23 protein-coding genes are annotated in these 23219 nt (G+C 64.6%); 16 read left to right on the top strand and 7 right to left on the bottom strand.

The window, feature by feature from the left end:
* Both PZ895_RS13260 and PZ895_RS13255 read left to right on the top strand, forming a co-directional pair.
* Nucleotides 1–801, top strand: a complete 801-nt coding sequence (locus PZ895_RS13260; protein ID WP_275839464.1) for a ParA family protein — start codon at nucleotides 1–3, stop codon at nucleotides 799–801.
* 12 nt (nucleotides 802–813) lie between these two features.
* On the top strand, nucleotides 814–1689 hold the full coding sequence (locus PZ895_RS13255) for a ParB/RepB/Spo0J family partition protein (protein WP_275839463.1): 876 nt from the start codon (nucleotides 814–816) through the stop codon (nucleotides 1687–1689).
* A 43-nt stretch (nucleotides 1690–1732) separates the two neighbouring features.
* On the opposite strand, the gene holA is transcribed toward PZ895_RS13255, so the two are convergent.
* Nucleotides 1733–2767 carry a DNA polymerase III subunit delta gene (gene holA / locus PZ895_RS13250; RefSeq protein ID WP_275839462.1) on the bottom strand — a complete coding sequence of 345 codons (1035 nt, stop codon included), beginning with the start codon at nucleotides 2765–2767 and terminating at the stop codon, nucleotides 1733–1735.
* Nucleotides 2768–2920: 153 nt separating this feature from the next.
* Between holA and PZ895_RS13245 the strand changes: the two genes are divergently transcribed.
* The 11 genes from PZ895_RS13245 to PZ895_RS13195 all read left to right on the top strand — a co-directional run bounded on the left by PZ895_RS13245 (nucleotide 2921) and on the right by PZ895_RS13195 (nucleotide 14040).
* Nucleotides 2921–3712, top strand: a complete 792-nt coding sequence (locus PZ895_RS13245; protein WP_275839461.1) for an enoyl-CoA hydratase-related protein — start codon at nucleotides 2921–2923, stop codon at nucleotides 3710–3712.
* Between the two features lie 10 nt (nucleotides 3713–3722).
* The gene (locus PZ895_RS13240) at nucleotides 3723–4856 is read left to right on the top strand and encodes an acyl-CoA dehydrogenase family protein (RefSeq protein ID WP_275839460.1); all 1134 of its coding nucleotides are present in this window, start codon (nucleotides 3723–3725) and stop codon (nucleotides 4854–4856) included.
* Nucleotides 4857–5086: 230 nt separating this feature from the next.
* A complete protein-coding gene (locus PZ895_RS13235; RefSeq protein ID WP_275839459.1) occupies nucleotides 5087–6382 on the top strand; it encodes an ABC transporter substrate-binding protein in 1296 nt (431 codons plus the stop codon).
* Nucleotides 6383–6475: 93 nt separating this feature from the next.
* Nucleotides 6476–7381 carry a branched-chain amino acid ABC transporter permease gene (locus PZ895_RS13230; protein ID WP_275839458.1) on the top strand — a complete coding sequence of 302 codons (906 nt, stop codon included), beginning with the start codon at nucleotides 6476–6478 and terminating at the stop codon, nucleotides 7379–7381.
* Nucleotides 7381–8373 carry a branched-chain amino acid ABC transporter permease gene (locus tag PZ895_RS13225; RefSeq protein ID WP_275839457.1) on the top strand — a complete coding sequence of 331 codons (993 nt, stop codon included), beginning with the start codon at nucleotides 7381–7383 and terminating at the stop codon, nucleotides 8371–8373. The genes PZ895_RS13230 and PZ895_RS13225 overlap by 1 nt, the downstream gene beginning before the upstream one ends.
* Entirely contained in the window at nucleotides 8370–9110 is a 741-nt protein-coding gene (locus PZ895_RS13220; protein WP_275839456.1) for an ABC transporter ATP-binding protein, read from the top strand. Before PZ895_RS13225 ends, PZ895_RS13220 begins: the two co-directional genes overlap by 4 nt.
* Nucleotides 9111–9112: 2 nt before the next feature.
* Nucleotides 9113–9787, top strand: a complete 675-nt coding sequence (locus tag PZ895_RS13215; RefSeq protein WP_275839455.1) for an ATP-binding cassette domain-containing protein — start codon at nucleotides 9113–9115, stop codon at nucleotides 9785–9787.
* A complete protein-coding gene (locus tag PZ895_RS13210; protein WP_275839454.1) occupies nucleotides 9787–11265 on the top strand; it encodes an aldehyde dehydrogenase family protein in 1479 nt (492 codons plus the stop codon). Before PZ895_RS13215 ends, PZ895_RS13210 begins: the two co-directional genes overlap by 1 nt.
* Before the next feature lie 62 nt (nucleotides 11266–11327).
* Complete coding sequence (locus PZ895_RS13205) at nucleotides 11328–12074, top strand: glucose 1-dehydrogenase (protein WP_275839453.1); 747 nt, start codon at nucleotides 11328–11330, stop codon at nucleotides 12072–12074.
* Nucleotides 12075–12186: 112 nt separating this feature from the next.
* Nucleotides 12187–13179, top strand: coding sequence for a cyclase family protein (locus tag PZ895_RS13200; protein ID WP_275839452.1), 993 nt, complete (start codon nucleotides 12187–12189; stop codon nucleotides 13177–13179).
* A gap of 126 nt (nucleotides 13180–13305) precedes the next feature.
* Nucleotides 13306–14040 (top strand): GntR family transcriptional regulator, encoded by a 735-nt coding sequence (locus tag PZ895_RS13195; RefSeq protein WP_275839451.1) that lies wholly within the window; start codon nucleotides 13306–13308, stop codon nucleotides 14038–14040.
* Here the strand turns inward: PZ895_RS13195 and PZ895_RS13190 are convergent.
* From PZ895_RS13190 to PZ895_RS19370, 5 genes are all read right to left on the bottom strand, one after another.
* A complete protein-coding gene (locus PZ895_RS13190; protein ID WP_275839450.1) occupies nucleotides 14030–14569 on the bottom strand; it encodes a TRAP transporter small permease in 540 nt (179 codons plus the stop codon). The two genes, PZ895_RS13195 and PZ895_RS13190, sit on opposite strands and share 11 nt — an antisense overlap.
* Nucleotides 14570–14578: 9 nt before the next feature.
* A complete protein-coding gene (locus tag PZ895_RS13185) occupies nucleotides 14579–15883 on the bottom strand; it encodes a TRAP transporter large permease subunit (protein ID WP_275839449.1) in 1305 nt (434 codons plus the stop codon).
* 58 nt (nucleotides 15884–15941) lie between these two features.
* Nucleotides 15942–17030 carry a hypothetical protein gene (locus PZ895_RS13180; RefSeq protein WP_275839448.1) on the bottom strand — a complete coding sequence of 363 codons (1089 nt, stop codon included), beginning with the start codon at nucleotides 17028–17030 and terminating at the stop codon, nucleotides 15942–15944.
* A gap of 181 nt (nucleotides 17031–17211) precedes the next feature.
* Nucleotides 17212–18498, bottom strand: a complete 1287-nt coding sequence (locus PZ895_RS13175; RefSeq protein ID WP_345803529.1) for a fatty acid--CoA ligase family protein — start codon at nucleotides 18496–18498, stop codon at nucleotides 17212–17214.
* The gene (locus PZ895_RS19370) at nucleotides 18495–18809 is read right to left on the bottom strand and encodes an AMP-binding protein (RefSeq protein ID WP_345803528.1); all 315 of its coding nucleotides are present in this window, start codon (nucleotides 18807–18809) and stop codon (nucleotides 18495–18497) included. The genes PZ895_RS13175 and PZ895_RS19370 overlap by 4 nt, the downstream gene beginning before the upstream one ends.
* A 185-nt stretch (nucleotides 18810–18994) precedes the next feature.
* On the opposite strand from PZ895_RS19370, the gene PZ895_RS13170 reads away from it, so the two are divergent.
* On the top strand, nucleotides 18995–20137 hold the full coding sequence (locus tag PZ895_RS13170) for a CaiB/BaiF CoA-transferase family protein (RefSeq protein ID WP_275839447.1): 1143 nt from the start codon (nucleotides 18995–18997) through the stop codon (nucleotides 20135–20137).
* Here PZ895_RS13170 and PZ895_RS13165 read toward each other — a convergent pair.
* A complete protein-coding gene (locus PZ895_RS13165) occupies nucleotides 20132–21097 on the bottom strand; it encodes a LysR substrate-binding domain-containing protein (RefSeq protein ID WP_275839446.1) in 966 nt (321 codons plus the stop codon). The two genes, PZ895_RS13170 and PZ895_RS13165, sit on opposite strands and share 6 nt — an antisense overlap.
* 107 nt (nucleotides 21098–21204) lie before the next feature.
* On the opposite strand from PZ895_RS13165, the gene PZ895_RS13160 reads away from it, so the two are divergent.
* Both PZ895_RS13160 and PZ895_RS13155 read left to right on the top strand, forming a co-directional pair.
* Nucleotides 21205–22377 (top strand): acyl-CoA dehydrogenase family protein, encoded by a 1173-nt coding sequence (locus PZ895_RS13160; protein ID WP_275839445.1) that lies wholly within the window; start codon nucleotides 21205–21207, stop codon nucleotides 22375–22377.
* A gap of 8 nt (nucleotides 22378–22385) precedes the next feature.
* On the top strand, nucleotides 22386–23219 hold the full coding sequence (locus PZ895_RS13155; RefSeq protein WP_275839444.1) for a MaoC family dehydratase N-terminal domain-containing protein: 834 nt from the start codon (nucleotides 22386–22388) through the stop codon (nucleotides 23217–23219).

The raw sequence follows: 23219 nt of genomic DNA, 5'->3' as shown, positions 1-23219 counted from the left end.
ATGGTGGGATCGCAGCCACGGATCATCACAGTGGCAAATCAGAAGGGCGGTGTCGGCAAGACGACGACCGCGATCAATCTGGCCACCGCCCTAGCGGCGATCGGCGAGCGGGTGCTCATCGTCGACCTCGACCCCCAGGGCAATGCGAGCACCGGATTGGGCATCGATCGGGTGGAACGTGAGATATCGTCCTACGATTTGTTGATAGGTGAAGCGACCATTGCACAGTCGGCTGTGAAGACTGCGGTTCCGGGTTTGTCGGTTGTGCCGTCGACGCTTGATCTTCTTGGCGTCGAGATGGAGATCTCGGCTGCGCCGGATCGCGCGGTTCGGCTCCGAAGCGCGATTGAATCTTCCGATGGGGGGGCAACATTTTTCGACTACATCCTGATCGATTGCCCGCCATCGCTCAATTTGCTGACGCTCAATTCCATGGCCGCAGCGGATTCGGTTCTCGTGCCGCTCCAGTGCGAGTTTTTCGCTCTCGAGGGTTTGAGCCAGTTGCTGCACACGGTCGACCAGGTCCGGGCCAACCTCAATCCACGTCTGACCATCCAGGGTATCGTGATGACGATGTTCGACGGCCGGAACAATCTGGCCAATCAGGTCGTGCAGGATGTTCGTACCCATATGGGCGACAAGGTTTACGATACGGTCATTCCGCGCAATGTGCGTGTTTCCGAGGCCCCGTCCTATGGCAAGCCGGCCATACTTTATGATCTGAAATGTTCCGGAAGTCAGGCTTATCTGCAACTTGCGTCGGAAGTGATCCGTCGTGAACGTGTGCTGCGCGCCGCATAAAGGGAGAGTTGGATGAATGAGGATCTGTCCCGCAAGCGGCTCGGTCGCGGCCTCGCCGCGCTCATCGGCGATCTCGACAAGCCGGCAGCCCCGTCGCCTTCGGGCAACCTTGTTGCGGATCGAACGGCGCCGATCGAATTCGTCTCACCGAACCCGCGCAACCCCCGCCGCAGTTTTGCCGAAGACGATCTTGAGGACCTGACCCAGTCGATTCGCGAGCATGGGATCGTTCAGCCCGTCGTAGTCCGAACGATGCCGGATGGACGATACGAGATCATCGCCGGCGAACGCCGATGGCGCGCGGCGCAACGCGCCGGATTGACTTCTGTGCCGATCGTTATCCGCGACGTGACCGACCGCGTCGCCCTTGAACTTGCAATCATCGAGAACGTCCAGCGCGCGGATCTCAATCCGGTTGAAGAAGCGCTAGGATATCAAAAGCTTATCGATGAACATCAGTATACCCAAGCCGATCTGGGCCAGGTCATCGGCAAGAGCCGCAGCCATGTGGCGAATACGCTTCGCCTCCTGAAACTTCCGGATCATGTCCGATCGATGGTTACGGACGGGTCGCTCTCGGCGGGTCATGCACGCACGCTCGTCACGGCACTGGACCCAGCCGGACTTGCGCGGCGCATCGTCGATGAAGGTCTGTCGGTGCGACAGGCTGAATCGCTCGCGCAGCAGCCGGTCAAGCAGGCGCATGGCACAGCCGAACGTCATGCGCCTGAGAAGGACGCGGATACGATCGCACTCGAAAAGACCCTGTCCGACGCGCTGGGACTGAAGGTCTCGATCACGCACGGCCAGCGTGGCGGCGACATCAGGATTCGTTACTCGAGCCTCGAACAGCTCGATACGATCTGCCATCGTCTCCAGCGAAACTGAGACCAAGTCGGATTCACGTGAAACGGCCGTCGGCGGGTGTTGATCAGCGCAGGCGGCGCGCTTCTATTGCCAGTGCCAGCATTGCCTGACGGGCAGTCGGTTCTTCCAGTTGCGAGCGCGTTCGCATCGCAAGAACCGTCGATTGCAATCGCTCGAGCCCTCGGGCGATTGCAGACGGGGTCCATCTTTGAACGGCGCGTTCGACATTGCTTCGCCGGCTAAAAAAAACGGGTGGCCGCGCAGCCGTCACCGCCCCAGACGCGCTTGACCCGCCATCGACTGCCGTGCGCAGCAATTCGAGTTGCTGGAACTGACGCATCACCGCCGAGACGAGCTGGAATGGCGCGTTGCCGGCATTAACCCATCCCGAAAAGGCGCGGTCGAAACCGGCGATGTCGCCGGCAAGGATGGCATCCGTCGCGTCGTCGAGCGACTTGGCCGACACGTCGCCGACGATGCCGGTCACATGCGCGATCTCGATCCTGCTATCGCCCCTGGCATAGAGCGCCAGCTTGTCGATTTCGGAGCGGGTGGCGAGCCGGTCGCCGCCGAGCGATGACTTCAGTGCCTGGCGCGCTTCAGGCGCGATCGTCAATCCGTCGCGCGCCAGAACCTCGTCGATGACGCCGTCGATCGCGCGCGCCTGGTCGACATAGCAGGGCAGCGCCATCCCGGCCGATCCCTGCTCCACGGCGGCGCGAACCGGCGCTCCTTTCTTCAGATCGCCGCCCTCGACGAGTATGAGGGTCGAAGCGGGCGGAGTGGCGCACAAATCCTTCAGCGAAGCGCCGAGCGCCTTGTGGGAACCGGCGCCCTTGATCCAGATCAGTCGCCGGTCGGCGAACATGGCGACCGTATTGGCTTCGTCCACAAGCCGGCCAGGGTCGTTCTCGAGTTCGCCGGCATCGAGCCGCGTCACGGAGAATGGATCGTCGAGTTGAAAGCCGGCCTTGCGGGCATAGAGCGTGGCCCGCTCCGAGACCAGGCCGCGATCCGGCCCGTAGATCAGGACGATCGGAAACGCGCCTTGCGGGCGCGCAAGCCATCCGTCAACCTCATGCGCCTTCTTCTGTGCCATTCGCTCCCGCTTTCGTCAGGCTCTAGGGCTCAAGAATCCTCCCCGCTGTCAAGAGTCCGTACGATCGCGGCAGGTAGCTTGACCCTGCCTGCATTCCCCTGAATAGGTCTTTCGGCACGCGATGGTGCGGGTGCGGCAGGGCATGAGGAAAACATGACCGAACTTGTGAAGATCGAGCGCAGCCCGCAAACGGGAATCGCCCGTCTCATTCTCAACCGTCCCGAGGTCCTCAACGCGCTCGACGTGCCGCTGGCCGAAGCGTTTCGGGATGCAGTGGAGGAGGTGGCGCAGGACGACGGCGTCCGCGCCATCGTGCTGTCCGGCGAAGGGCGGGCTTTCGTGGCTGGCGGTGACGTCGCTACGTTCGGCTCGGATTTCAGCCGGTCGTCCGAGGTCGTCGACGCGCTTCTCGACGCGCTTCACCCAGCGCTAGTGCGCCTGCGGGCGCTGGATGCTCCGGTGATCGCCGCAGTCAGGGGCGTCGCTGCCGGCGCCGGTCTTTCGCTCGTTCTCAATTCCGATCTGGTCATTGCGGAGGAAGGCGCGCGGTTCGTCGTCGCCTATGACAAGGTGGGTTCCGCGCCGGATTGCGGTGGAACGTGGTTTTTGCCGCGCAAGGTCGGGCGCGCGAAAGCGGCCGAACTGATGTTTCTGGGCGAGTCACTCGATACACGGCAGGCGCTTGCGGCCGGCATCGTCAACCGCGTCGTTCCAGTCGGCGAGCTGGAGGCGGCGACCAACGACATCGCGACACGCGTCGCCCGCGGCGCCACGCGCGCCTTCGGCCAGTTCAAGCGCCTCACCGACGCGGCGTTGGAGCGCCCGCTCGCGGAGCATCTCGAGGCCGAGCGCGCCGCCTTCCTCGCAGGCACGCAAACGGCAGATTTTCGCGAGGGCGTCACCGCCTTCCTGGGAAAGCGCAAACCCGACTTCACCGGCAGATGAGAGCCAACCGATGATCTTCACCGACGAACAGACGATGATCCGCGACACGGCCCGCGCCTTTGCGCGCGACGTGCTTGCACCGGGCGCTTCCCGTCGCGATCGTGAAAAGACCATCGAGCCGGAGGTCATCAAGGGCTTGGCCGATCTCGGTTTCATGGGCATGACGGTGCCCGAGGCGGATGGCGGCGTCGGCGCGGATTATGTTTCCTACGCCCTTGCATTGATGGAGATCGCCGCCGGCGATGGCGCCGTCTCGACGGTCATGAGCGTTCACAATGCGCCGTTCAACGCGATTCTCCAGCGCTATGGCAATGCGGACCAGAAAGAGCGCGTGCTGCGTCCTGCGGCGGCGGGCGCGTTCATCGGCGCCTTTGCGCTCACCGAGGCCGAGGCCGGCTCGGATGCTGGCTCGCTCAAGTCCCGCGCCCGCAAAGAGGGCAATCGCTACGTCATCGACGGCGCCAAGGAATTCATCACTTCGGGCAAGATCGGGGGCTGGACGATCCTCTTCGCCCGGATGGATGGCGCCGGACCGAAAGGCGGCATCACCGCCTTTCTGACGCCCACGGATGCGCCCGGCTATGTCGTCGCAAAAGTCGAGGAAAAACTCGGCCAGCGCTGTTCCGACACCTGCTCGCTTCTGTTTGAAAGCCTGGAAATCCCGGAGGAAAACCGGATCGGCGCGGAAGGCCAGGGCTACCGCATCGCCCTTTCGAGCCTTGAGACGGGACGCATCGGTATCGCCGCACAGTCGGTCGGCATGGCGCAGGCCGCCTTCGATCACGCGGTCGCCTACGCCCAGGAGCGCCGTTCCTTCGGCAAGACGCTCATGGAGCACCAGGCCGTCGCCTTCCGCCTTGCGGAGATGCGCACGCAGATCGAGGCCGGCCGCCAGCTCGTGCTGAACGCGGCGCGGATGAAGGATGCGGGCGAGCCGTGCCTCACCGAGGCAGCAATCGCCAAGCTGTTTGCTTCCGAGGCGGCCGAGCGCGTCATTTCGGGAGCGCTGCAGACGTTCGGCGGTTATGGCTACATGGCCGATTTCCCGCTTGAGCGCATCTATCGCGACGCACGCGTCTGTCAAATTTACGAAGGCACGTCGGACATCCAGAAGATAATCATCGCACGCTCTATAGCCGGCTAAAATATACTGCCGACCCAATTAGCGACGCGGCCGCCATTTGATGACGGACAGGTCCGAGTGGCAAAGTGATATCGAAGCCATAAGCCGCGCATGGGGTTCGCGCAGCGTTCGCCATAAGAACGCGTTATAGCCCTTCAAGCAAATCTGTCTTTGCCTTCCCGTTTCAAACCGGGGACCATTCTTACCGGAAGAATGGCGCTTTTCGGCGTCGATAAAAAGGGAGGAATTTCGTGAAAGGCAAACCCATCTTAGCGTCGCTGGCGACCGCGTTCGCGCTCGCCGTCGCGCAGCCCGCGCTGGCACAGGAAAATATCAAGATCGGCATCACGACGTTCACGTCGGGCGCCGCGTCGGTCTTCGGCGTTCCCGCCCAGGCTGCGGCGCAGATGATCGCCGAGGATCTCAACGCAGCCGGCGGCATTCAGGGCGTGCAGGTGCAGCTTTTCTTCGTCGACGAAGGCGCGGGCGCGGAGGCGCTGACGACCGAGGTGCGCCGTCTCGTCCAGGACGAGAACGTCGACGTGATGATGGCTTCCATCTCGTCGGGAAACTGCATCAATCTGACGCCGCTGATGGAAGACCTCGAAGTGCTGAACATCCTTTGGGATTGCGGCACGCAGCGCATCTTCGAGGAGATGGAATCGACCTACAATTTCCGAACGCAGGCCAATGCGACGCCGGAAATGATGGCGGCGCTTCTCTATCTCCTGAAGACCAAGCCCGATTTCGAGACCATCGCGGTCGTCAACCAGGACTATGCCTGGGGGCGCGATAGCTGGGAACTGTTCTCGGCGGCGCTGAAGAAGCTGAAACCCGAGGTCGAGGTGGTGGCCGAACTCTTCCCGCGCCTCGGAGCACCGGATTTCTCGGCCGAGATCTCGCGTCTTCTCGCTACCCAGCCCGACGTCATCCTGTCGACGTCCTGGGGCGGCGATCTCGACACTTTCGTTCAGCAGGCCAGCCAGCGCGGCCTCTTCAACAACTCGACCTTCGTTCTGCCGCTGGCCGAATCGTCGATCCAGCGCCTCGGCGGCGTTCTGCCGGACGGCGTGATCGTCGGGGCGCGCGGCGATCACTACTTCCTGCATCCCGAAACCAAGGACGACGAGGACATGAAGGCCTTCGTCGAGAAGTTCAGGGAGCGCACCGGCGCCTATCCGATCTATTCGGTGTTCCACATGGCGCAGGCATTCGCCGCGTTGCAGGCTGCCTATGACAAGGCGGCCGAGGCGAATGGCGGTGATTTCCCGGATCGCGCGCAGGTCATCGCGGCGATGGAAGGGCTCGAATTCAAGGGCTATGGCCGTCCGCTGACCATTCGCGAGGACAACCAGGCGCTCGAAGCGCAGTTGATGGGCGTCTCGCGCACCGTCGAAGGCTATGACTTCCCGATCATCGACGACATGATGATCTTCGACGCGGAAGGCATCATGGCGCCTCCGGGCCAGAACTCGCTCGAATGGATCGGCACGCTCGACGCGTCCTTCATCGAAACGGAGGCCAGCGAATACAAGCACGAGGAATGATCCTCCCCATCCGCCGCGCCTTCGCTTCCGGTTCTGCGAAGGCGCGGCGGCCGCATCGATCCCGTTCAATTGCGCAAAGGCCTCGAACGGCTCATGTCCTTTCAGATTCTCGTTCTCGCCGCGCTCGACGGCATCGCCTATGGGGCGCTGGTCTTTCTCGTCGCGGTCGGCATGACGCTCGTCTTCGGCGTCATGCGCATCCTCAACGTGGCGCATGGCTCGTTCTACGCGCTCGGCGCCTACGCGGCCGCCAGCCTGGGCATCGCCATGGCCGGCATGGGCCTGTCGCCCTGGCTCGCCTTCCCGATGTTCATCGTCGCGGCGGCCGTGGTCGGCATCACGGTCGGTGGCCTGATGGAGCGGTTCTTGCTTCAGCGCATCTACGGCTATGAGGAAACGCTCCAGCTTCTCGTCACCTTCGCCGTCTTCATGATGCTGGAGAACGTGCAGCGCCTCGTCTGGGGCGTGCAGCCCTATTTCTATTCCGATCCGCTGCGCCAGCTCGGCAACGTCAATGTCGCCGGAATCACCTACACCGCCTACCAGACGCTGTTCCTGCCGATTGTGGCGCTCGCGGTTCTGATCGGCCTGCGCTGGTTCCTGCGCTACACGCTCGCCGGTTCGGTCATCGTCGCGGTGACGGAAGATCGGGAGGCGGCGACGGCGATCGGCATCAATGCGCGGCGCGTCTTCTTCCTCACCTTCGTCATCGGCGTCACGCTCGCCTCGCTCGGCGGCGCGCTCGCCTCGCCAACCACGTCGGTTCTGCCGGGCATGGGCGCGGAGATGATCGTGCTTTCCTTCGCCGTCGCGGCAACGGCCGGCCTCGGTCAGATCGAGGGTGCGGCCGTCGCCGCTCTCATGATCGGGCTCGGTCGCTCCACGGCCGTCTTCTTCGCGCCCGAGCTTGAGGTCGTGATGCCCTATCTCATCATGGTGCTGGTGCTCCTGATCCGCCCCGAAGGCCTGTTTGGCAAGTCGACCGCGAGGAAGATCTGATGCTGATGCGGGTGATCTTCCCTGCGATCGTCCTTCTGGCCGCGCTCAATCCGCTGGTCTTCCCGCAATGGGACGCGTTCCTGACCATCGTCTTCGCCAAGGCGCTGCCGGTGATCGGCATCATCCTGCTCCTTCAGGCAGGCCAGGTCTCGTTCGGCCACGCGATGTTCTTCGCCATCGGCGCCTATACGGCCGGCTTCGTCGGCCGCTGGATGGGCGGCGGCGGCGAACTCGTGCTGCTGCTTCTCGCCGCACTCGCCATTTCAGTCCTCGCCGGGCTCTTCGTCGGCATCTTCGTGGTCCGCTACCGCTACATCTTCTTCGCCATGCTCAACCTCGCCTTCTCGATGGTGCTGTTCTCGCTTCTGGAGAAATTCATTCACATCACCGGCGGATCGGACGGCCTGCGAATCGCGCGGCCCACGCTGTTCGGTCAGGAGATGTCGCGGGCGAACTACGAATTCGGCATCTACTACGTTTCCCTCGCCCTGCTCGCGCTCGCCATCTTCGGCGCCTGGCGGCTGATGGACAGTCCGGTCGGTCATGCCATGAAGGCGATCAAGAGCAACGAGACGCGGGTCGAGTATCTCGGCATCTCGCCGCGCCGCACGCTGCTCGTCGTCTATGTCGTCTCGGCCGCGCTTGCCGGCGTCGGCGGCGCTCTGGTCGGCGTCTTCCAGGGCATCGCCACGCCCGACTACGCCTACTGGACGCGCTCGGGCGAATTCGTCTTCGTCGCCATCCTCGGCGGGGCCGGACAGGTGCTCGGCGCGCTGGCCGGCTCGTTCTCGTTCGAGTTCATCCGCGTCACCGCCGCCGCCTATCTCGGCGATACGTGGCAGCTCACGCTCGGCCTGATGCTGCTCGGCATCATCCTCTTCGCGCCGGCCGGAATCGTCGGTTCGCTGGTCAATGTCGGCAATCGCTGGCGGGGCCGAAGGACGAGGGAGAAGCCGAGCCCGCTCGGGCAGGCCAGGGAGGCGGTGCGATGAATGCGCTCCTGTCCGCGCGCGACATCGAGATCCGCTTCGGCGGCGTGGTGGCGGCCGACGGCGTCGCGCTCGACGTCTTCGAGGGCGACAATCTCGCCATCATCGGCCCGAACGGCGCCGGCAAGACCACCTTTCTCAACATCTGCACCGGCTACCTGAAGCCGCAGGCCGGTCGCGTCACCTTCAAGGGCAGGGAACTGCTCGGCTCCTCGCCGCGCGCGATCACACGGCTCGGCATCGCCCGCGCCTTCCAGATTCCGCAGCTCTTCGCCGAGCAGACGGTGCTGGAGAACATGCTGCTCGCCTCCGCCTCGCGCGCGGGCCGGCTCGGCATGTTCACGCGCCTTGCCGACATTTCCCAGCGCGGCGACGCCGAGGCAATCCTTGAGCAGGTCGGCTGTTCGGACGTGAAGGATCGCGTTGCCTCCGAGCTTCCCGAAGGCAAGCGCAAGCTCGTCGACATCGCGCTGGCCCTGGCCTTGAAGCCTGCCGTTCTCCTGATGGACGAGCCGACCTCCGGCGTCGCCTCGTCGGAGAAATTCGCCATCATGGACACGCTGATCGGTGCTTTGCGGGCGCAGAAAGTCACCTCCGTCTTCGTCGAGCACGACATGGAAATGGTTTCGCGCTACGCCAATCGCGTGGCGGTCTGGAGTGCGGGACGCATCCAGAAGGAAGGCCCGCCGGATGAAGTGCTGACCGATCCCGAAGTCATCCGCACCGTGATCGGGAGCTGATCATGCTGGACCTGAAGAACCTTCACGTCTCGATCGCCTCGACGCCGATCCTGCGCGGCGTCAATCTTTCCGTGGACCATGGCGAGACGGTCGCGTTCGTCGGCCGCAACGGCGCCGGCAAGACGACGACGCTGCGCGCGACGATGGGTCTCGTGCCCTCGACCGGCGCGATCGTGCTGGACGGTCGGGCGATCGACAAGATCGCCCCGCATGAGCGCCCCGCGCTCGGCATCGGCTATGCGCCGGAGGATCGCCGCCTCTTCTCCGCCTTCACGGTGGAGGAGAACATCCGCCTGCCCGCCCGCGTCGCCAATCTGTCGCCGGACGAGACGAAACGCAGGCTCGACCGCGTCTATTCGATCCTGCCGGAGTTGAAGGAGATGGGGCCCCGCCCGGCCGGCTCGGTTTCGGGCGGACAGGGCAAGATGGTGGCGCTCGGCCGTGCGCTGATGCTCGGCACCAAGCTTGTGCTACTGGACGAGCCCTTTCAGGGCCTAGCCCCGGTTCTCGCCAGTCGCTATGCGGAGGCCCTGCGGGCCTTGCGCGATCAGGACAGATCCCTGTCCCTGATCATCACCGAATCCAATCCGGGCCTGCTCAAGAGTTTCGCCGAGCGGATCGTCACGATCGAGCGCGGCGAGATCCAGCAGTCCGAACTCGTGGAGGCCGTTCACTGATGAACATCCAGTCCAGACCCGCCGCCGGCCAGATCATTGAAGCCAAGGGCATCTTCGTCGACAACAAGTGGCACGCCAACGAAACCGGCCGGACGATCGACGTCCATGCGCCGGCGACCGGCGCCGTCGTCGCGCGCATCGCGGCGGCAAGCGCCGCCGATGTCGACCGCGCCTACAAGGCCGCCCGCCGTGCCTTCGAGGACGGCGCATGGGGGCGGCTCACCGCCGTCGAGCGCGGGCGGCTTCTGCTGAAGCTGTCGCGCGCCATCGAGGACCATGCCGATGAACTCACCGCGCTCGAGGCGCTCGACTGCGGCAAGCCGCTGAAGCAGGCCCGCGCCGACATCGTCGCCTGCGCCCGCTATTTCGAGTTCTATGGCGGCGCCGCCGACAAGGTGCATGGCGACACGATTCCGTTCCTCAATGGCTATCTGGCGCTGACCGAGCGCGTGCCGCACGGCGTCACCGGGCAGATCATCCCCTGGAACTATCCCGCGCAGATGTTCGGTCGCACGCTCGGCCCGGCGCTCGCGGTCGGCAATGCGACCGTGATGAAACCGGCGGAAGACGCCTGCCTGACGCCGCTGCGCCTGGCCGAACTCGCCGCCGAAGTCGGCTTCCCGGAAGGCGCGATCAACATCGTGCCGGGGCTGGGCGAGGAGGCCGGCGCGGCGCTAACCGCCCATCGCGGCTTCGATTTCCTGTCCTTCACCGGCAGCCCGGAAGTCGGCACAATGGTACAGATCGCGGCGGCGAAGAACCATATCGGCTGCACGCTGGAACTGGGCGGCAAGTCGCCTCAGATCGTCTTCGCCGATGTCGATCTCGACGCGGCGCTGCCTTCGCTCGTCAACGCCATCGTCCAGAATGCCGGCCAGACCTGCTCGGCGGGCTCGCGTCTGCTGGTCGAGAAGTCCGGCTATGACCGCATCGTCGGCGCGGTCGCCGAGCGCTTTGCCAGGCTCACCGCAGGCACGCCCGACATGGACCTCGATCTCGGTCCGGTCATCAATCCCGGCCAGAAGCGCCGCGTCGAGCGCTTTTGCGGCAATGCCGGCAATGACGGCATCGAGGTGATCGCAGAGGGCAGCATCGCCGATGGCGTTCCCGAAGGCGGCTACTACGTCGCGCCGAAGATGTTCGGCCGGGTGCCGCGCGACAATGCGCTGGCGCTCGACGAGGTGTTCGGGCCGGTGCTCTCGGTCATCCCGTTCGAGGACGAGGCGGATAGCGTGGCGCTTGCCAACGGCACCGACTACGGCCTCGTCGCAGGCGTATGGACCCAGAACGCCAATCGCGCGACCCGCGTCGCCCGCAAGGTCCGCGCCGGCCAGGTCTATGTCAACGCCTATGGCGCGGGCGGCGGCATCGAGCTTCCGTTCGGCGGCATGAAGAAGTCCGGCCATGGCCGTGAGAAGGGCTTCGAGGCGCTGAAGGACCTATCCGTGGTCAAGACCATCGTCGTCAAGCACGACTAGATGCCATCATTTCGGGCGGCGACGTGCCGCTCCACCATCGATTTTGAAGGAAAGAACTGATTATGCGTTTGCAGGGAAAGACGGCACTGGTAACCGGCGGAGCCTCCGGCTTCGGGGCGGAGATCGCGGCGACGTTCGCGCGCGAGGGCGCCCGCGTCACCATCATGGATCTGAACGAAGCCGGGGCGAAGGCGCAGGCCGAAGCCTGCGGCAATGGCGCGGTCGCCGTCGGCGGCGACGTGACGAAGGCGGCCGACATCAAGCGTGCCGTGGAAGCCGCCACGCAGGGCGGTCGGCTCGACATCGTCGTCAACAATGCCGGCTGGACCCACCGCAACAAGCCGATCATGGAAGTCACGGAAGACGAATTCGACAAGGTCTACGCGATCAACGTCAAGTCGCTCTATCACATGACGGCCGCGACGGTTCCGGTCATGCGCGCGCAGGGCGGCGGTGTCGTCATCAATATCGGGTCCACCGCCGGCATCCGGCCGCGTCCGGGCCTGACCTGGTACAATTCGACGAAGGGCGCGGTGAACCTCCTGTCGCGCTCGATGGCCGTCGAACTCGCACCTGACAAGATCCGGGTCAATTGCGTCGCCCCGGTGATGGGAGCGACCGGTCTCCTCTCCGCCTTCATGGGTGTCGAGGACACGCCGGAAAACCGGGCGAAATTCATCTCCACCATTCCGCTCGGGCGCATGTCGCAGCCGAAGGACATCGCCAATGCGTGTCTCTATCTCGCATCGGACGAGGCGGAATTCATCACCGGCGTCATCCTCGAAGTGGATGGCGGACGCACGATCTGACGAGAAGCAAGGAGGGCAGGCACAGACAGGAACGAAGACGAAAATGCCAATCGACTAGCCTTGCGGGGCCGGCGACCGCCTCCCCGCCATGATCTCGTCAGGGAGGACGAACATGTTTTCGCATTCATACCGCCTGCCCCTTCTGGCGCTCGCATCCGCGGCGCTGATTTCGACCGGCGCGCTTGCGCAGGACGCCGATACGGAGGAATGGCCGGCCAATGCTGCCGATGCGCCGGAATGGTGCAAGTCGAAATGGGGGCCGGAGGACGAGATCGGCGCGGCCAATCTGCTGTCGCCCGAACTCGCATTGGCCGCCGCCGAACTCGTCACCGAAGGCAAGGTCTATTCGCTCGGCGTCGAAGTCAACAAGGACACACCCGCCTTCGGTCCGCGCTCCTGGGCGCTGGTCATCAACCAGCCCGGCCAGACGGGCGGCACCGGGCTTGGGCCGACCAATACCAACTACAATGACGACATCTATATGGGCTATGTCGGCACCGGCTCGCAGATCGACGGCCTCGGCCATATCGGCATCAACAACGTCTACTACAATTGCCACAAGAACAGCCTCTTCGTGCAGGCCGATGGCCTGACGAAACTGGGCATCGAGAAGGTGCCGAACATCGTCACGCGCGGCGTCGTTCTCGACATGACCGACCATTTCGGCGAGGAGGTGCTGGCCGAAGGCACCGCCTTCAACAGCGCCGAGATCCAGGCGCAGGCCGAAAAGCAGGGCGTCGAGATCCGCGAAGGCGACGTGGTGCTGTTCTATACCGGCTGGCTGTCGCTCGTCGGCAACGACAATGAGCGCTACATCACCTCCGAACCCGGCCTCGGCCTCGACGGCGCGCGCTGGCTCGTCGAAAAGAACGTGATCGCGGTCGGCGCCGATACATGGGGGCTCGAGGTCATTCCATTCGAGGAGGGCACCGGCGTCTTCGAGGTCCATCAGGAATTGATCGCGAAGAACGGCATCTACATCCTGGAAAACATGAACACCGAGGAACTCGTCGCTGACGGCGTGTCCGAATTCATGTTCGTTCTCGGCCATTCGAAGATGACGGGCGGTGTCCAGGCCATCATCAACCCGACGGCCATTCGATAGATTTCGGCAGGGCGGCCCGATACGGCCGCCCTCCTCACCAAACTGACCGATTGTCGGACAAAAACTTGCCTGCCGCACGCGGATTCATGCTAGATCGAATCCGGATCGAGTGCGGAGCGGGACGCTTTGGAAATCGAGAAACTGAAAGTGCCGCCGGCCTACCAGGCCGTATCGACGGAACTGCAAAAGCACATTCTTTCGGGCGCGCTGAAGCCCGGTGAGCCCCTGCCGAGCGAAATCGAGCTCGCGGCGAAGTTCGGCGTCAACCGTTCGACGGTGCGCGAGGGCATCCGCCAGCTCGAAAGTGAGGGGCTCGTGCGACGCGAGGGACGCAAGCGGCTTCTCGTCACGGTGCCGCATTCGGCCGATCTCGCCCCCCGCACGACCCGCGCACTCGTCATGCACGAGGTGACGTTCGAGGAATTGTGGGAGGTCGCGATGGTGCTCGAGCCGCTGGCCGCACAGCTTGCGGCAAGCGCGGCGAGCGATGCGCAGATCGCAGCCCTCAAGGCCAATCTCGACGCCACTTCCGCCGTCGTCGAACGCGGCATTTCGCCCGGCAAGCTGGACCTCGAATTCCACTCGCTGGTTTCGGCGGCAGCCGCCAACAAGGTGCTTCTCCTGTCGCGCGAGCCGGTCGGGCTCCTGCTCTATCCCGCCTTCGAGACGTTCCAGATGCAGCTGCCGCAGGCGGCACGCCGGCTGGTCGAGGCCCATCGCGAGGTCGTCGCCGGCATCGAGAGGCGCGATGGCGCCCATGCCGAATTGTGGATGCGCAAGCATGTCGCGGATTTGAAACGCGGTTGGGAGCTCGCTGGTCTCAGCATCGACCAGCGCATCGAGCCGGGCGTCACGCCGTAGGGGCTTGCTCGTTCGGCGCTTCGTCCTCGCGCCCGCGGGCCAGTGCCCTGCCGTCGCGCAGAAGCATCGCGATCATCTCGATGATCATCAGTCCGAAGGCGAGCGGCACCATCATGAGGAGCGGCCAGAGGGGATAGTAACTCGAGCCGATCTGCATGGTGCGCGCGCTCAAATAGCCTGCCCAGGCAAATTTCGCGACATACCAGGTCAGGAGAAGGAAGATCGCGAGTTCGACCGTGACGACGACGAGCGCAAGAAGCTTGCGGGCGGCGAAGGGCAAGGTGTCCGCGACGATTTCGAGCCTGGGGAACACGCCCTCGCGATGGGCTAGCGGCAACGCCCAGAAGATCAGCAGCGGGAAGACCACCCGCTCGATGATGTTGTAGGCGCCCGGCACGAGGTCGGTCTGGAGCACATAGCGGCCGAAGACGCTGATCACGGTGATCATCATCATCACGAACAGGCATAGACCCGCACCGATTGAGGCCATGCCCCATTCGAACTTTCCAAGACCGCGATAGAAATTCATCGAAGGCTCCTAGCGGATATGGCTCGGGAGCCAGGTCACGAGACCGGGCATGAAGATCATCGCTCCGCCCACGATGATGGCCGCGACAATGGCGAACTGCGTTGCCGGCCGGAATACCTGCGCCACCGGATAGCGCGCGGCGGCCGATGCCGCATAGGCAGACAGGCCGACGGGCGGCGTCAGGAGACCGAGCGCGATCATGAAACTCGCCATCACGCCGAACCAGAGCAGGTCGATGCCGGCGGCTTGCAGGATGGGCAGGACGATCGGCACGATCAGCAGGATGACCGCCGCCGATTCAAGAATCATCCCGGCAAGGAACAACAGCAGCAAGAGCAGGCCGGCGATCAGGCCGGGACTCGACAGGAGCGGCTCGGCCAAAGCGAGAAGTTCGCGCGGCACGCGCGAGATCGACAGGAAGCGGGCGAAGATCTGCGCGCCGATGACCAGCATCATCAGCATGGCGGTGATCTTGACCGAATCGGCGAGCGCATGGGCAAGGTCGCCGATACCGATGCGCCGCATGAATGTCAGCCCGACGAGCGCCGTGAAGGCGCCGATGGCGCCAGCTTCGCCGACCGTGATGACGCCGCCATATATGCCACCGAAGACGACCAGCATCAGGAAGACAAGAAAAGCGCTCGCAGCGAAGCTCGATCCGCCCACATGTTCCGCGCCGGTCGGCGCAACGCCCTCGATCGCGCCCGGCGTGACTTCGCCGAAGATGCGGATGCAGATGACATAGACCGCAAGACACAGGATACCCGGCCCCAGCAATCCGATGAAGAGCTGGCCGATCGGCACTGTGGTGATCGATCCGTAGATGATGACGATCAGGCTTGGCGGAATGACGGCCGACAGCGAACCGGCGACGGCTGCAAGGCCGATCGCGAAGCGGCGCGTATAGCCGACGCGCTCGAGCTCAGGGCCGGCGAGGGTCGCCAGCGCTGCCGCGCTGGCCGAGCCCGAACCCGACACCGCTCCCAACATGCCGCCCGTCACCAGCGTCGCGACCCCGAGCGGAAAGCGGCGATAGCCCGAAAGACGATGGCCAACGCGGAAAAGATCGACGATCAGTCCGCCACGCATCAGAAGCTGCGCCATCAGGAGATAGAGCGGAATGATCGACAGCGAATAGGACGAGGCGGTGAAGAAGATGTCCTGCCCCAGAATTCCCTGGAAGAGCTGCGGACCGACCCACAGATACATGCCAAGGAGGCCGGCGCCGAACAGCACCGTGGCGACGTTCTGCCCGAGAAGGAGGAAGACTGCGAACCAGAAGGCGACGAACCACAAGGCGAGGCTGTGCGACACTTGGCATCATCCCTTGGTCGAAAGAAGGAGGCGGCGCCGGAGCGCCGCCCACACCCGTTCAAAGTTCGAGGAATTCGGCGACGCCTTCCGGCAGTTCTCCGCCTTCCTCGACGACGAGTTCTGCCCAGCGCTTGGCGGTCGCGCGGCCCGGGTGGCCGGCGGCTTCCGTCTGCTCCACCCAGGTCTGCCAGGTGTTGGTCGAAGCCGTGGCGATGTGGTCCTGCATTTCCTGCGACATCTCGGTTATCGGCGTGAATACCGAGCCTGCGCCTTCAGCCTCTTCCTGCACCTCGATGTCCTGCGCGTCGATGCCGGCGGCGTTCTGCATGGCGATCTCACGCGCGACGCGGTCCCAGGTCTCCTGCTGCTCGGGCGTCAGCATCTCCCAGGTCGCATTGTTGATCGCCAGATAGCTGCCCCAGTGGCCGACGGCGACGCCGGTGATCGTGTGGGTCAGGACGTCCTGAAGCGAATAGGAGCGCCAGTCGCCGATCGACAGGATCGTGCCCTCGACCGTGCCGCGCGACAACGCTTCGTAGGATGCGGAAGAGGGCATCGTGACCGGCGTGACGCCCAGTTCGTTGAGGAAGATGGTGTGCAGCGCCGATCCGGCACGCATCGGCTTGCCGCTCAGCCCGGAAACCGAATCTGGATTTTCGCCGGCAAAGGAAATCGCATAGGCCGCAGTCGTCGCCACCGGCCAGGCGCGGATTTCCTTTGGCTCGATCTCGTATTGGTAGAAGGTCTTGCCGTCGGCCAGTTCGGTGCCGTCGTCCATCAGTTTCAGGAAGGCGCGGGTCATCAGTTCCGAATTGGTGCCGATGGTGGGAAGCTGTGTCACGTCGGAGAGCGGAAACGTGCCCTCGTGATAGGGCGCGAGCAGCGGCGCCGCGACGGCGACCGTGCCGCCCTGCAGCGCGTCGAGCTCGCGGCCGACCGAGGTCAGTTCGCCTGCATAAAAGCGCGTGAAGGCGATCTCGCCATTGGTCTCGGCCTCGATGGCGTCGGCGAAGGGGTCCATGTGCTGGCCGACCCAGAAATGAACCTGCGGCAGCGAGGCCGAGATCATGAGGTTGGTCTGGGCGAGCGCGGCACTGGACAAAAGCGTGGCGGAGGCAAGCACCGCCCATTTCGCGAGTTTCGTCATGGTTCCTCCCTGGATGACAGATCGCGGGGCGATGCGCCCCATCTTCATGTGACCAAGCCCGGATGCGCTCCGATACCGTCCCGGACGGTCATCTTCCCGGCCTGCAAGCGTCGTCGCCTCCTCCCAAAGGCATTATCGGAATGTCCGACATTCCAACATTGACACCCGGCCTCGCGACTTGTCAACGCGCCGCAGCGACATCGTCCGCCGGCAGCATCTGGCGCAGCGCAGTTTTCAGAATCTTGCCGTTCGGGTTGCGCGGCAGGGGGGCATCGAGGAAGGTGATCGCGTCCGGCACCTTGTAGTCGGACAGGCGCTCGGCGCAGTAGGCGCGGATCGCCTGTGCATCCGCTCCCTCGGGCTGCGCGACGATGAAGGCGTGGACCTTTTCGCCGAGAACCGGATCGGGGCGGCCGACGACCGCGCTTTCGATGATCGCCGGATGGCGCGACAGGACGCTTTCGACCTCGATGCAGTAGACCTTGAAGCCGGCCCGGTTGATCATGTCCTTCTTGCGGTCGAAGACGTGGACGTAGCCTTCGGCATCCACCGACCCGACATCGCCGGAGACCCAGTAGCCGTCGATGAAACCGGCGGCGTCGGCTTGCGGATTCTCCCAGTAGCCGGGCACGACCATCGCGCCGGCGATCATCAGTTCGCCGCTTTCGCCCGGCGCGACTTCGCGGCCATGCTCGTCGAGAATGAGGATGTCGCAGCCCGCGACCGGCCGTCCGACCGATTTCGGATGCGTGGCGATGTCGCCGACCGGCAGGATCGTCGCCGGCGATGTGGTCTCCGTCGAACCGTAGCAGTTGACGAGATTGAGCGAAGGCGCCGTCACAGCAAGGCGGTCGATCGTCGCCTGCGGCATCGGGGCGCCGCCGAAACCGGCGATGCGCCAGTTCGACAGGTCGAAACGGCCAAAGTCGGGATCGAGCAGGCACAGATTGTAGATGGCCGGCACCATGATCGTGAAGGTCGCCCTCTCACGCGCCGCCACTTTGAGAAAATGCCGCGCCTTGAAGGCGGGCAGCATCACGGTCGTGCCGCTAGCGCGGATCATGGTCAAAAGAACCGCCACAAGGCCGGTGACATGCGAGGCCGGCACGGCCAGCAGCCCGACATCGGTTGGCGTCAGCGCCAGCGCGGAGACGTAGTTGATCGTCGAGTGGATGGTCGAAAAATGTGTCAGCTTCGCGCCCTTGGGCCGTCCGGTCGTCCCCGATGTGTAGAGAAGGCAGAAGACGTCGTCTTCGGCCACCTGCGGGAACGAAGCGGGTTCGGCCGGCCTTGCCAGTTCCTCGTAGGCGATCCCTGGCCCCTCCCCGACGACGAAGCGCGCCCGCAGATCCGGCACCGCATCCTCCGTCGGCAGGTTGGCGGCGTGCTCGGCGCCATGGACCAGCGCCGCGGCACGGCACTGGTTGAGGACGAATTCGATCTCCGGCCGCCGCTGGCGCGTGTTCATCGCACCACGATCAATCCCGCGCGCGCCGCGGCCAGCACGCATTCGAGAAAAGCGAAGCCGTTGTCCAGAAGCAGGGCGAGCCGCTCGCCTTTCGTCAATCCGCGCGCGATGAGGCGGGCTGCGATGGCCTCGACCCGCGCATCAAGTGCCGCATAGCTCAAGCGTTCCCCGTCCATCACGAGCGCGTCGCGCTGCGGCGCCTGCGCGACTGCCGCGCGGAACATGGCGTCGATGGTCGGCGGCCGCTCGACGAAAGCCCGCACCATGCGGTTGCCGTAATGCACCTCATGGCGCGTCTGCGGATAGGCCATCCGTTCCTCCCTTCCGGCTCTTTCGCGTGAAGGCTAGGCTAAGTCCGAATGTCCGACAACGGTTTCGTTTCGCGATCCGCCGTCTGCCGCCAAAACAGAATGTTATAGGTCAGATAGCGCATAAGTATTGGCGCAGGCCGGCTTTGGCGACCACGATCCGCACGAACAAATGGAGGTACAATCGGATGAGGCCACTCGACGGTCTTCTCGTCGTCGCGCTCGAACAGGCGGTCGCAGCCCCCTATGCCTCGGAGCGTCTGGCGGAGGCGGGGGCACGCGTCATCAAGCTGGAGCGCGCCGAGGGCGATTTCGCGCGCAAATATGACCGCTTCGCCGAAGGCTCGTCATCCTATTTCGTCTGGCTGAACGGCGGCAAGGAAAGCTGCGTCGTCGATCTGCGCGCCGAAGACGATCTCGCCATGGTGCGCGAAATGCTCGCGGGCGCCGACATCTTCATCCAGAACCTCGCCCCCGGCGCCGCCGCCCGGCTGGGGCTCGGCCATGATGTGCTGCGCGCCGCCAATCCGCGCCTCATCACCTGCTCGATCTCCGGCTATGGCGCTGACGGTCCGATGGCGACGCGCAAGGCCTACGATCTCCTCGTCCAGGCCGAAAGCGGCCTTTCCTCCATCACCGGCACCGAGCACGGTCCGGCCCGGGTCGGCGTCTCGGTCTGCGACATCGCCACCGGTATGCACGCCTACGAAGCCATTCTCGAAGCGCTGATTTCGCGCGAGCGGACGGGCGAGGGCGCCCATATCGAGGTGTCGCTCTTTCATTCGCTGATGGACTGGATGAACGTGCCCTGGATCGCGCATCGCTACGGCAATTCGGCCCCGAAGCGGCTCGGCCTCGCCCACCCGTCCATCGCGCCCTACGGAATCTTCGACGCGGCCGACGGAGAATCCTTCCTGATCTCGATCCAGAACGACGTCGAATGGCAAAAACTCTGCATCGACGTCCTTGCCCGGCCGGATCTGGCGGCCGACGCGTCCTTCGCGACGAACAACGACCGCGTGGCGCGCCGGGCGGATACCGACGCCGCGGTGCAGGACGCGCTGGGCCGGCTGACCGGTTACGAGGTCGTCGAACGCTTGCAGGCGGCGTCGATCGCCTATGGCAAGGTGTCGGAAGTCGCCGATATCGAGGATCATCCCCAGGCGCGCTTCGTCGATCTGGACGTTCCCGGCGGCGCCATCCGCATGTTCTCGCGCGCGGCGAGCTTCGATGGCGAGGTGCGTGCGCCCGGCCCCGTTCCGCCGCTCGGCAGCCATACGGAGAAGCTTCGCGACGAGTTCAGTCCGAAACGCGGCCGCAAGGCGTCATGAGCGGGGCGCGTCCCTCGCCGCGTGCAGGAGCCTTGCGTCCCAGATGCCTTCGCCGACGAGCCGCGACAACATCTCCATGGTCAGGTTCTCGATCGCCTTGGTGGCGCTGCTCATCGGCCTGTCGGCCGGCGTCGCGACCAGAAGCTGGCGGCGCAGATCGGGTTCGCCGATACGCCAGGATACGAGCCGACCGGCCTCCGTCTCGGCCTTGATCGCCATCGCCGGCAGGATCGAATAGCCGAGCCCCTGTTCGACCAGCGTCTTGATCGGCGCATAGGAATCGATTTCCGTGCGGGCGTTGAGCGGCGTTTCGCAATGACTGAGCGCCATTTCGTCGAGCAGGTCGCGCAGGCCGTGGCCGGGGCTCGGCACGATCAGCGGCAGGTCGATGGCGTCCGCATAGCGCACGGCGTCGACGCCCGGCTGCGCCGCGCCGACGCCCATGCCCGGCGCTGCGAACAGGCGCAGTTCCTCCGAAAGCACCGGCGTCAGCGCCAGTCCGCGCGTCTCGCGGGCGCGGTAGAGCACGGCGATGTCGACCTTGCCCTCGCGCAGCCAGTCGAAGATGAAGCCGCTCATCGCCTCGGCAATTCTCAACCTGATTTTCGGATAGCGCCGGGAAGCCTCGTCGATCAGCCGCGCGGAGAGCACCTGGCTCACCGTTCCCGGCAGGCCGAAGCGGACCTCGCCGGACAGTTCGACCTCGGTCCCGCCGACGATGTCGAACAATTGCTCGAAGGATTCGACCACCAGCCGGCCATGTTCGAGAAGCCGCTTGCCGGCCTCCGTCAACTGCACGCCGCGCGAGGAGCGGAAGAGGAGCGTGACCTTCAGGTCCTCCTCGATGTTGCGCATATGCTGGCTCAGCGCCGGCTGCGCGACGTTGAGCCGTTCGGCCGCCTTTGACAGCGAACCTTCCTCGGCGATGGCGATGAAATAGCGCAGATGCCGCATGTCCATGCGGGCACGATATAATGAAAACCTATCATAGCTAAAAGGAAATTATCTTTGCCTTAGAGCCCGTTCGGGCACAATTTGCAGGCTCGAGCCGCAATTGCGTGAGACCGATGGATTCCGCTCAGCCCATTTCCGACGACGACCTCGAACCCATTCGCGAGACGACGCGCGCGCTGTGCCGGCGCTTTCCCGACGCGTACTGGCGCAAGGTGGATCGCGCCCGCGCATACCCGACCGAATTCGTTACGGCAATGGCGGAAGCCGGGCTGCTCGCCGCGCTGATTCCGGCGGAATATGGCGGCAGCGGCCTGCCCTTGCGGGCTGCGGCGGCGATCCTCGCCGAAGTCCATGCCTCGGGTGCGAACGGCGCCGCGTGCCATGCCCAGATGTATACGATGGGCACGCTCCTGCGGCATGGCAGCGAGGCGCAGAAGCAGAAATACCTGCCGAAGATCGCCAGCGGCGAATTGCGCTTGCAGGCGTTCGGCGTCACCGAGCCGGGCGCGGGCACCGACACGCTGTCGATCGCGACGACGGCCGAAAAGCGCGGCGACGTCTATGTCGTCAACGGCCAGAAGGTCTGGACCAGCCGGGCGGAGCATTCCGACCTGATGATCCTCCTTGCCCGCACCGCGCCCAAGGGCTCGCTGCCCTCGCGCACGGACGGGCTGTCGGTCTTCATCGTCGACATGAAGGCGGCGCCGAAGGACAGGATGCGGATCACGCCGATCGCGACCATGATCAACCACGCGACGACGGAGATTTTCTTCGACAATCTCGAAATTCCCGCCGACGCACTGATCGGCGAGGAGCATAAGGGCTTCCGCTACATTCTCGACGGCATGAACGCCGAGCGCATCCTGATCGCCGCCGAATGCATCGGCGACGGCCGCTGGTTCATCGAGCGGGCGACGAACTACGCCAAGGAGCGCAAGGTGTTCGGTCGGCCGATCGGCCAGAACCAGGGCATCCAGTTTCCGATCGCGCGCAATCATGTCGAGCTTCACGCCGCCCGCCTGGCCGTGCGCCACGCGGCCGAGATGTTCGACCGCGGCGAGCCGTGCGGGCCGGAAGCCAACATGGCGAAGATGCTGGCCTCGGAAGCATCGTGGCGCGCTGCCGACACCTGCCTTCAGACTCATGGCGGCTTCGGCTTCGCCGAGGAATACGATGTCGAGCGCAAGTTCCGCGAAACGCGCCTCTACCAGATCGCGCCGATCTCGACCAATCTGATCCTCTCCAACGTGGCCGAAAAGGTGCTCGGCCTTCCCCGCTCGTTCTGAAGGCGATCATGACGGATACCAGCGACTGGGTCGGCCGGACCCGCAGCGTCACCGACGACATCGTGCGCTCGCCCGCGAGGCGCGCCTGCGCCATGCTCGGCGACTGGTCGGCCGCGTTCGCCGAAGCCGATGCGACGCTGCCGCCGCTCTGGCACTGGTTCTATTTTCTCGAAGCGACGCCGCGCGATGAAACGGGCCCCGACGGTCATGCGGCGAAAGGCGGATTTCTCCCGCCGATCGCGCTGCCGCGGCGCATGTATGCCGGCGGACGCTTCGCCTTTCCCGGCGATCTCGCCTTCGGGGCCGAAGCCGAGAAGCGATCGACCATCCTGTCGGTCACCGAAAAGCAGGGTCGTTCCGGCCCGCTCGCCTTCGTCACGGTTCGGCACGAGATCGCTCAGCGCGGGAATGTCGTTGCCACCGAGGAACATGACATCGTCTATCGCGAGGCGGAGGATCCGGCGGCTGCCAAGCCGCCCGTCTCGCGCGCGGACAAACCGGTCCTCTCCGAGGAAACCGTAGCCCCCGACGAGGTGACGCTCTTCCGCTTTTCCGCGCTCACCTATAACGGACACCGTATCCACTATGACCGGCCCTATGTGACCGGCGTCGAGCATTATCCGGGATTGATCGTCCACGGCCCGCTGGTCGCCATGCTGCTTTTCGAGCGCGCGCGGAAGATCGCCGGCAGCCGTCCGTCCGCCTTCTCGTTCCGGGCGATGTCGCCGGTCTTCTGCGGCACCGAAGTCCGTCTTGCCGAAGTGGCGGGCGAGACGGGTCTTGCGCTGGAAGCCCGCGACGAAGACGATCGCCTCATCATGATCTCGACCACGGAATTCTGA

The sequence above is a fragment of the Mesorhizobium sp. YIM 152430 genome (assembly GCF_029210365.1).
GTDB lineage: Bacteria > Pseudomonadota > Alphaproteobacteria > Rhizobiales > Rhizobiaceae > Aliihoeflea.
This window is presented reverse-complemented; position numbering and strand designations above follow the sequence as displayed.

Coding starts and splice junctions, on each gene's coding strand:
- PZ895_RS13260 (WP_275839464.1), top strand. CDS start 1: ATGGTGGGATCGCAGCCACGGATCATCACAGTGGCAAATCAGAAGGGC.
- PZ895_RS13255 (WP_275839463.1), top strand. CDS start 814: ATGAATGAGGATCTGTCCCGCAAGCGGCTCGGTCGCGGCCTCGCCGCG.
- holA (WP_275839462.1), bottom strand. CDS start 2,767: ATGGCACAGAAGAAGGCGCATGAGGTTGACGGATGGCTTGCGCGCCCG.
- PZ895_RS13245 (WP_275839461.1), top strand. CDS start 2,921: ATGACCGAACTTGTGAAGATCGAGCGCAGCCCGCAAACGGGAATCGCC.
- PZ895_RS13240 (WP_275839460.1), top strand. CDS start 3,723: ATGATCTTCACCGACGAACAGACGATGATCCGCGACACGGCCCGCGCC.
- PZ895_RS13230 (WP_275839458.1), top strand. CDS start 6,476: ATGTCCTTTCAGATTCTCGTTCTCGCCGCGCTCGACGGCATCGCCTAT.
- PZ895_RS13225 (WP_275839457.1), top strand. CDS start 7,381: ATGCTGATGCGGGTGATCTTCCCTGCGATCGTCCTTCTGGCCGCGCTC.
- PZ895_RS13220 (WP_275839456.1), top strand. CDS start 8,370: ATGAATGCGCTCCTGTCCGCGCGCGACATCGAGATCCGCTTCGGCGGC.
- PZ895_RS13215 (WP_275839455.1), top strand. CDS start 9,113: ATGCTGGACCTGAAGAACCTTCACGTCTCGATCGCCTCGACGCCGATC.
- PZ895_RS13210 (WP_275839454.1), top strand. CDS start 9,787: ATGAACATCCAGTCCAGACCCGCCGCCGGCCAGATCATTGAAGCCAAG.
- PZ895_RS13205 (WP_275839453.1), top strand. CDS start 11,328: ATGCGTTTGCAGGGAAAGACGGCACTGGTAACCGGCGGAGCCTCCGGC.
- PZ895_RS13200 (WP_275839452.1), top strand. CDS start 12,187: ATGTTTTCGCATTCATACCGCCTGCCCCTTCTGGCGCTCGCATCCGCG.
- PZ895_RS13190 (WP_275839450.1), bottom strand. CDS start 14,569: ATGAATTTCTATCGCGGTCTTGGAAAGTTCGAATGGGGCATGGCCTCA.
- PZ895_RS13180 (WP_275839448.1), bottom strand. CDS start 17,030: ATGACGAAACTCGCGAAATGGGCGGTGCTTGCCTCCGCCACGCTTTTG.
- PZ895_RS13175 (WP_345803529.1), bottom strand. CDS start 18,498: ATGAACACGCGCCAGCGGCGGCCGGAGATCGAATTCGTCCTCAACCAG.
- PZ895_RS19370 (WP_345803528.1), bottom strand. CDS start 18,809: ATGGCCTATCCGCAGACGCGCCATGAGGTGCATTACGGCAACCGCATG.
- PZ895_RS13170 (WP_275839447.1), top strand. CDS start 18,995: ATGAGGCCACTCGACGGTCTTCTCGTCGTCGCGCTCGAACAGGCGGTC.
- PZ895_RS13165 (WP_275839446.1), bottom strand. CDS start 21,097: ATGGACATGCGGCATCTGCGCTATTTCATCGCCATCGCCGAGGAAGGT.
- PZ895_RS13160 (WP_275839445.1), top strand. CDS start 21,205: ATGGATTCCGCTCAGCCCATTTCCGACGACGACCTCGAACCCATTCGC.
- PZ895_RS13155 (WP_275839444.1), top strand. CDS start 22,386: ATGACGGATACCAGCGACTGGGTCGGCCGGACCCGCAGCGTCACCGAC.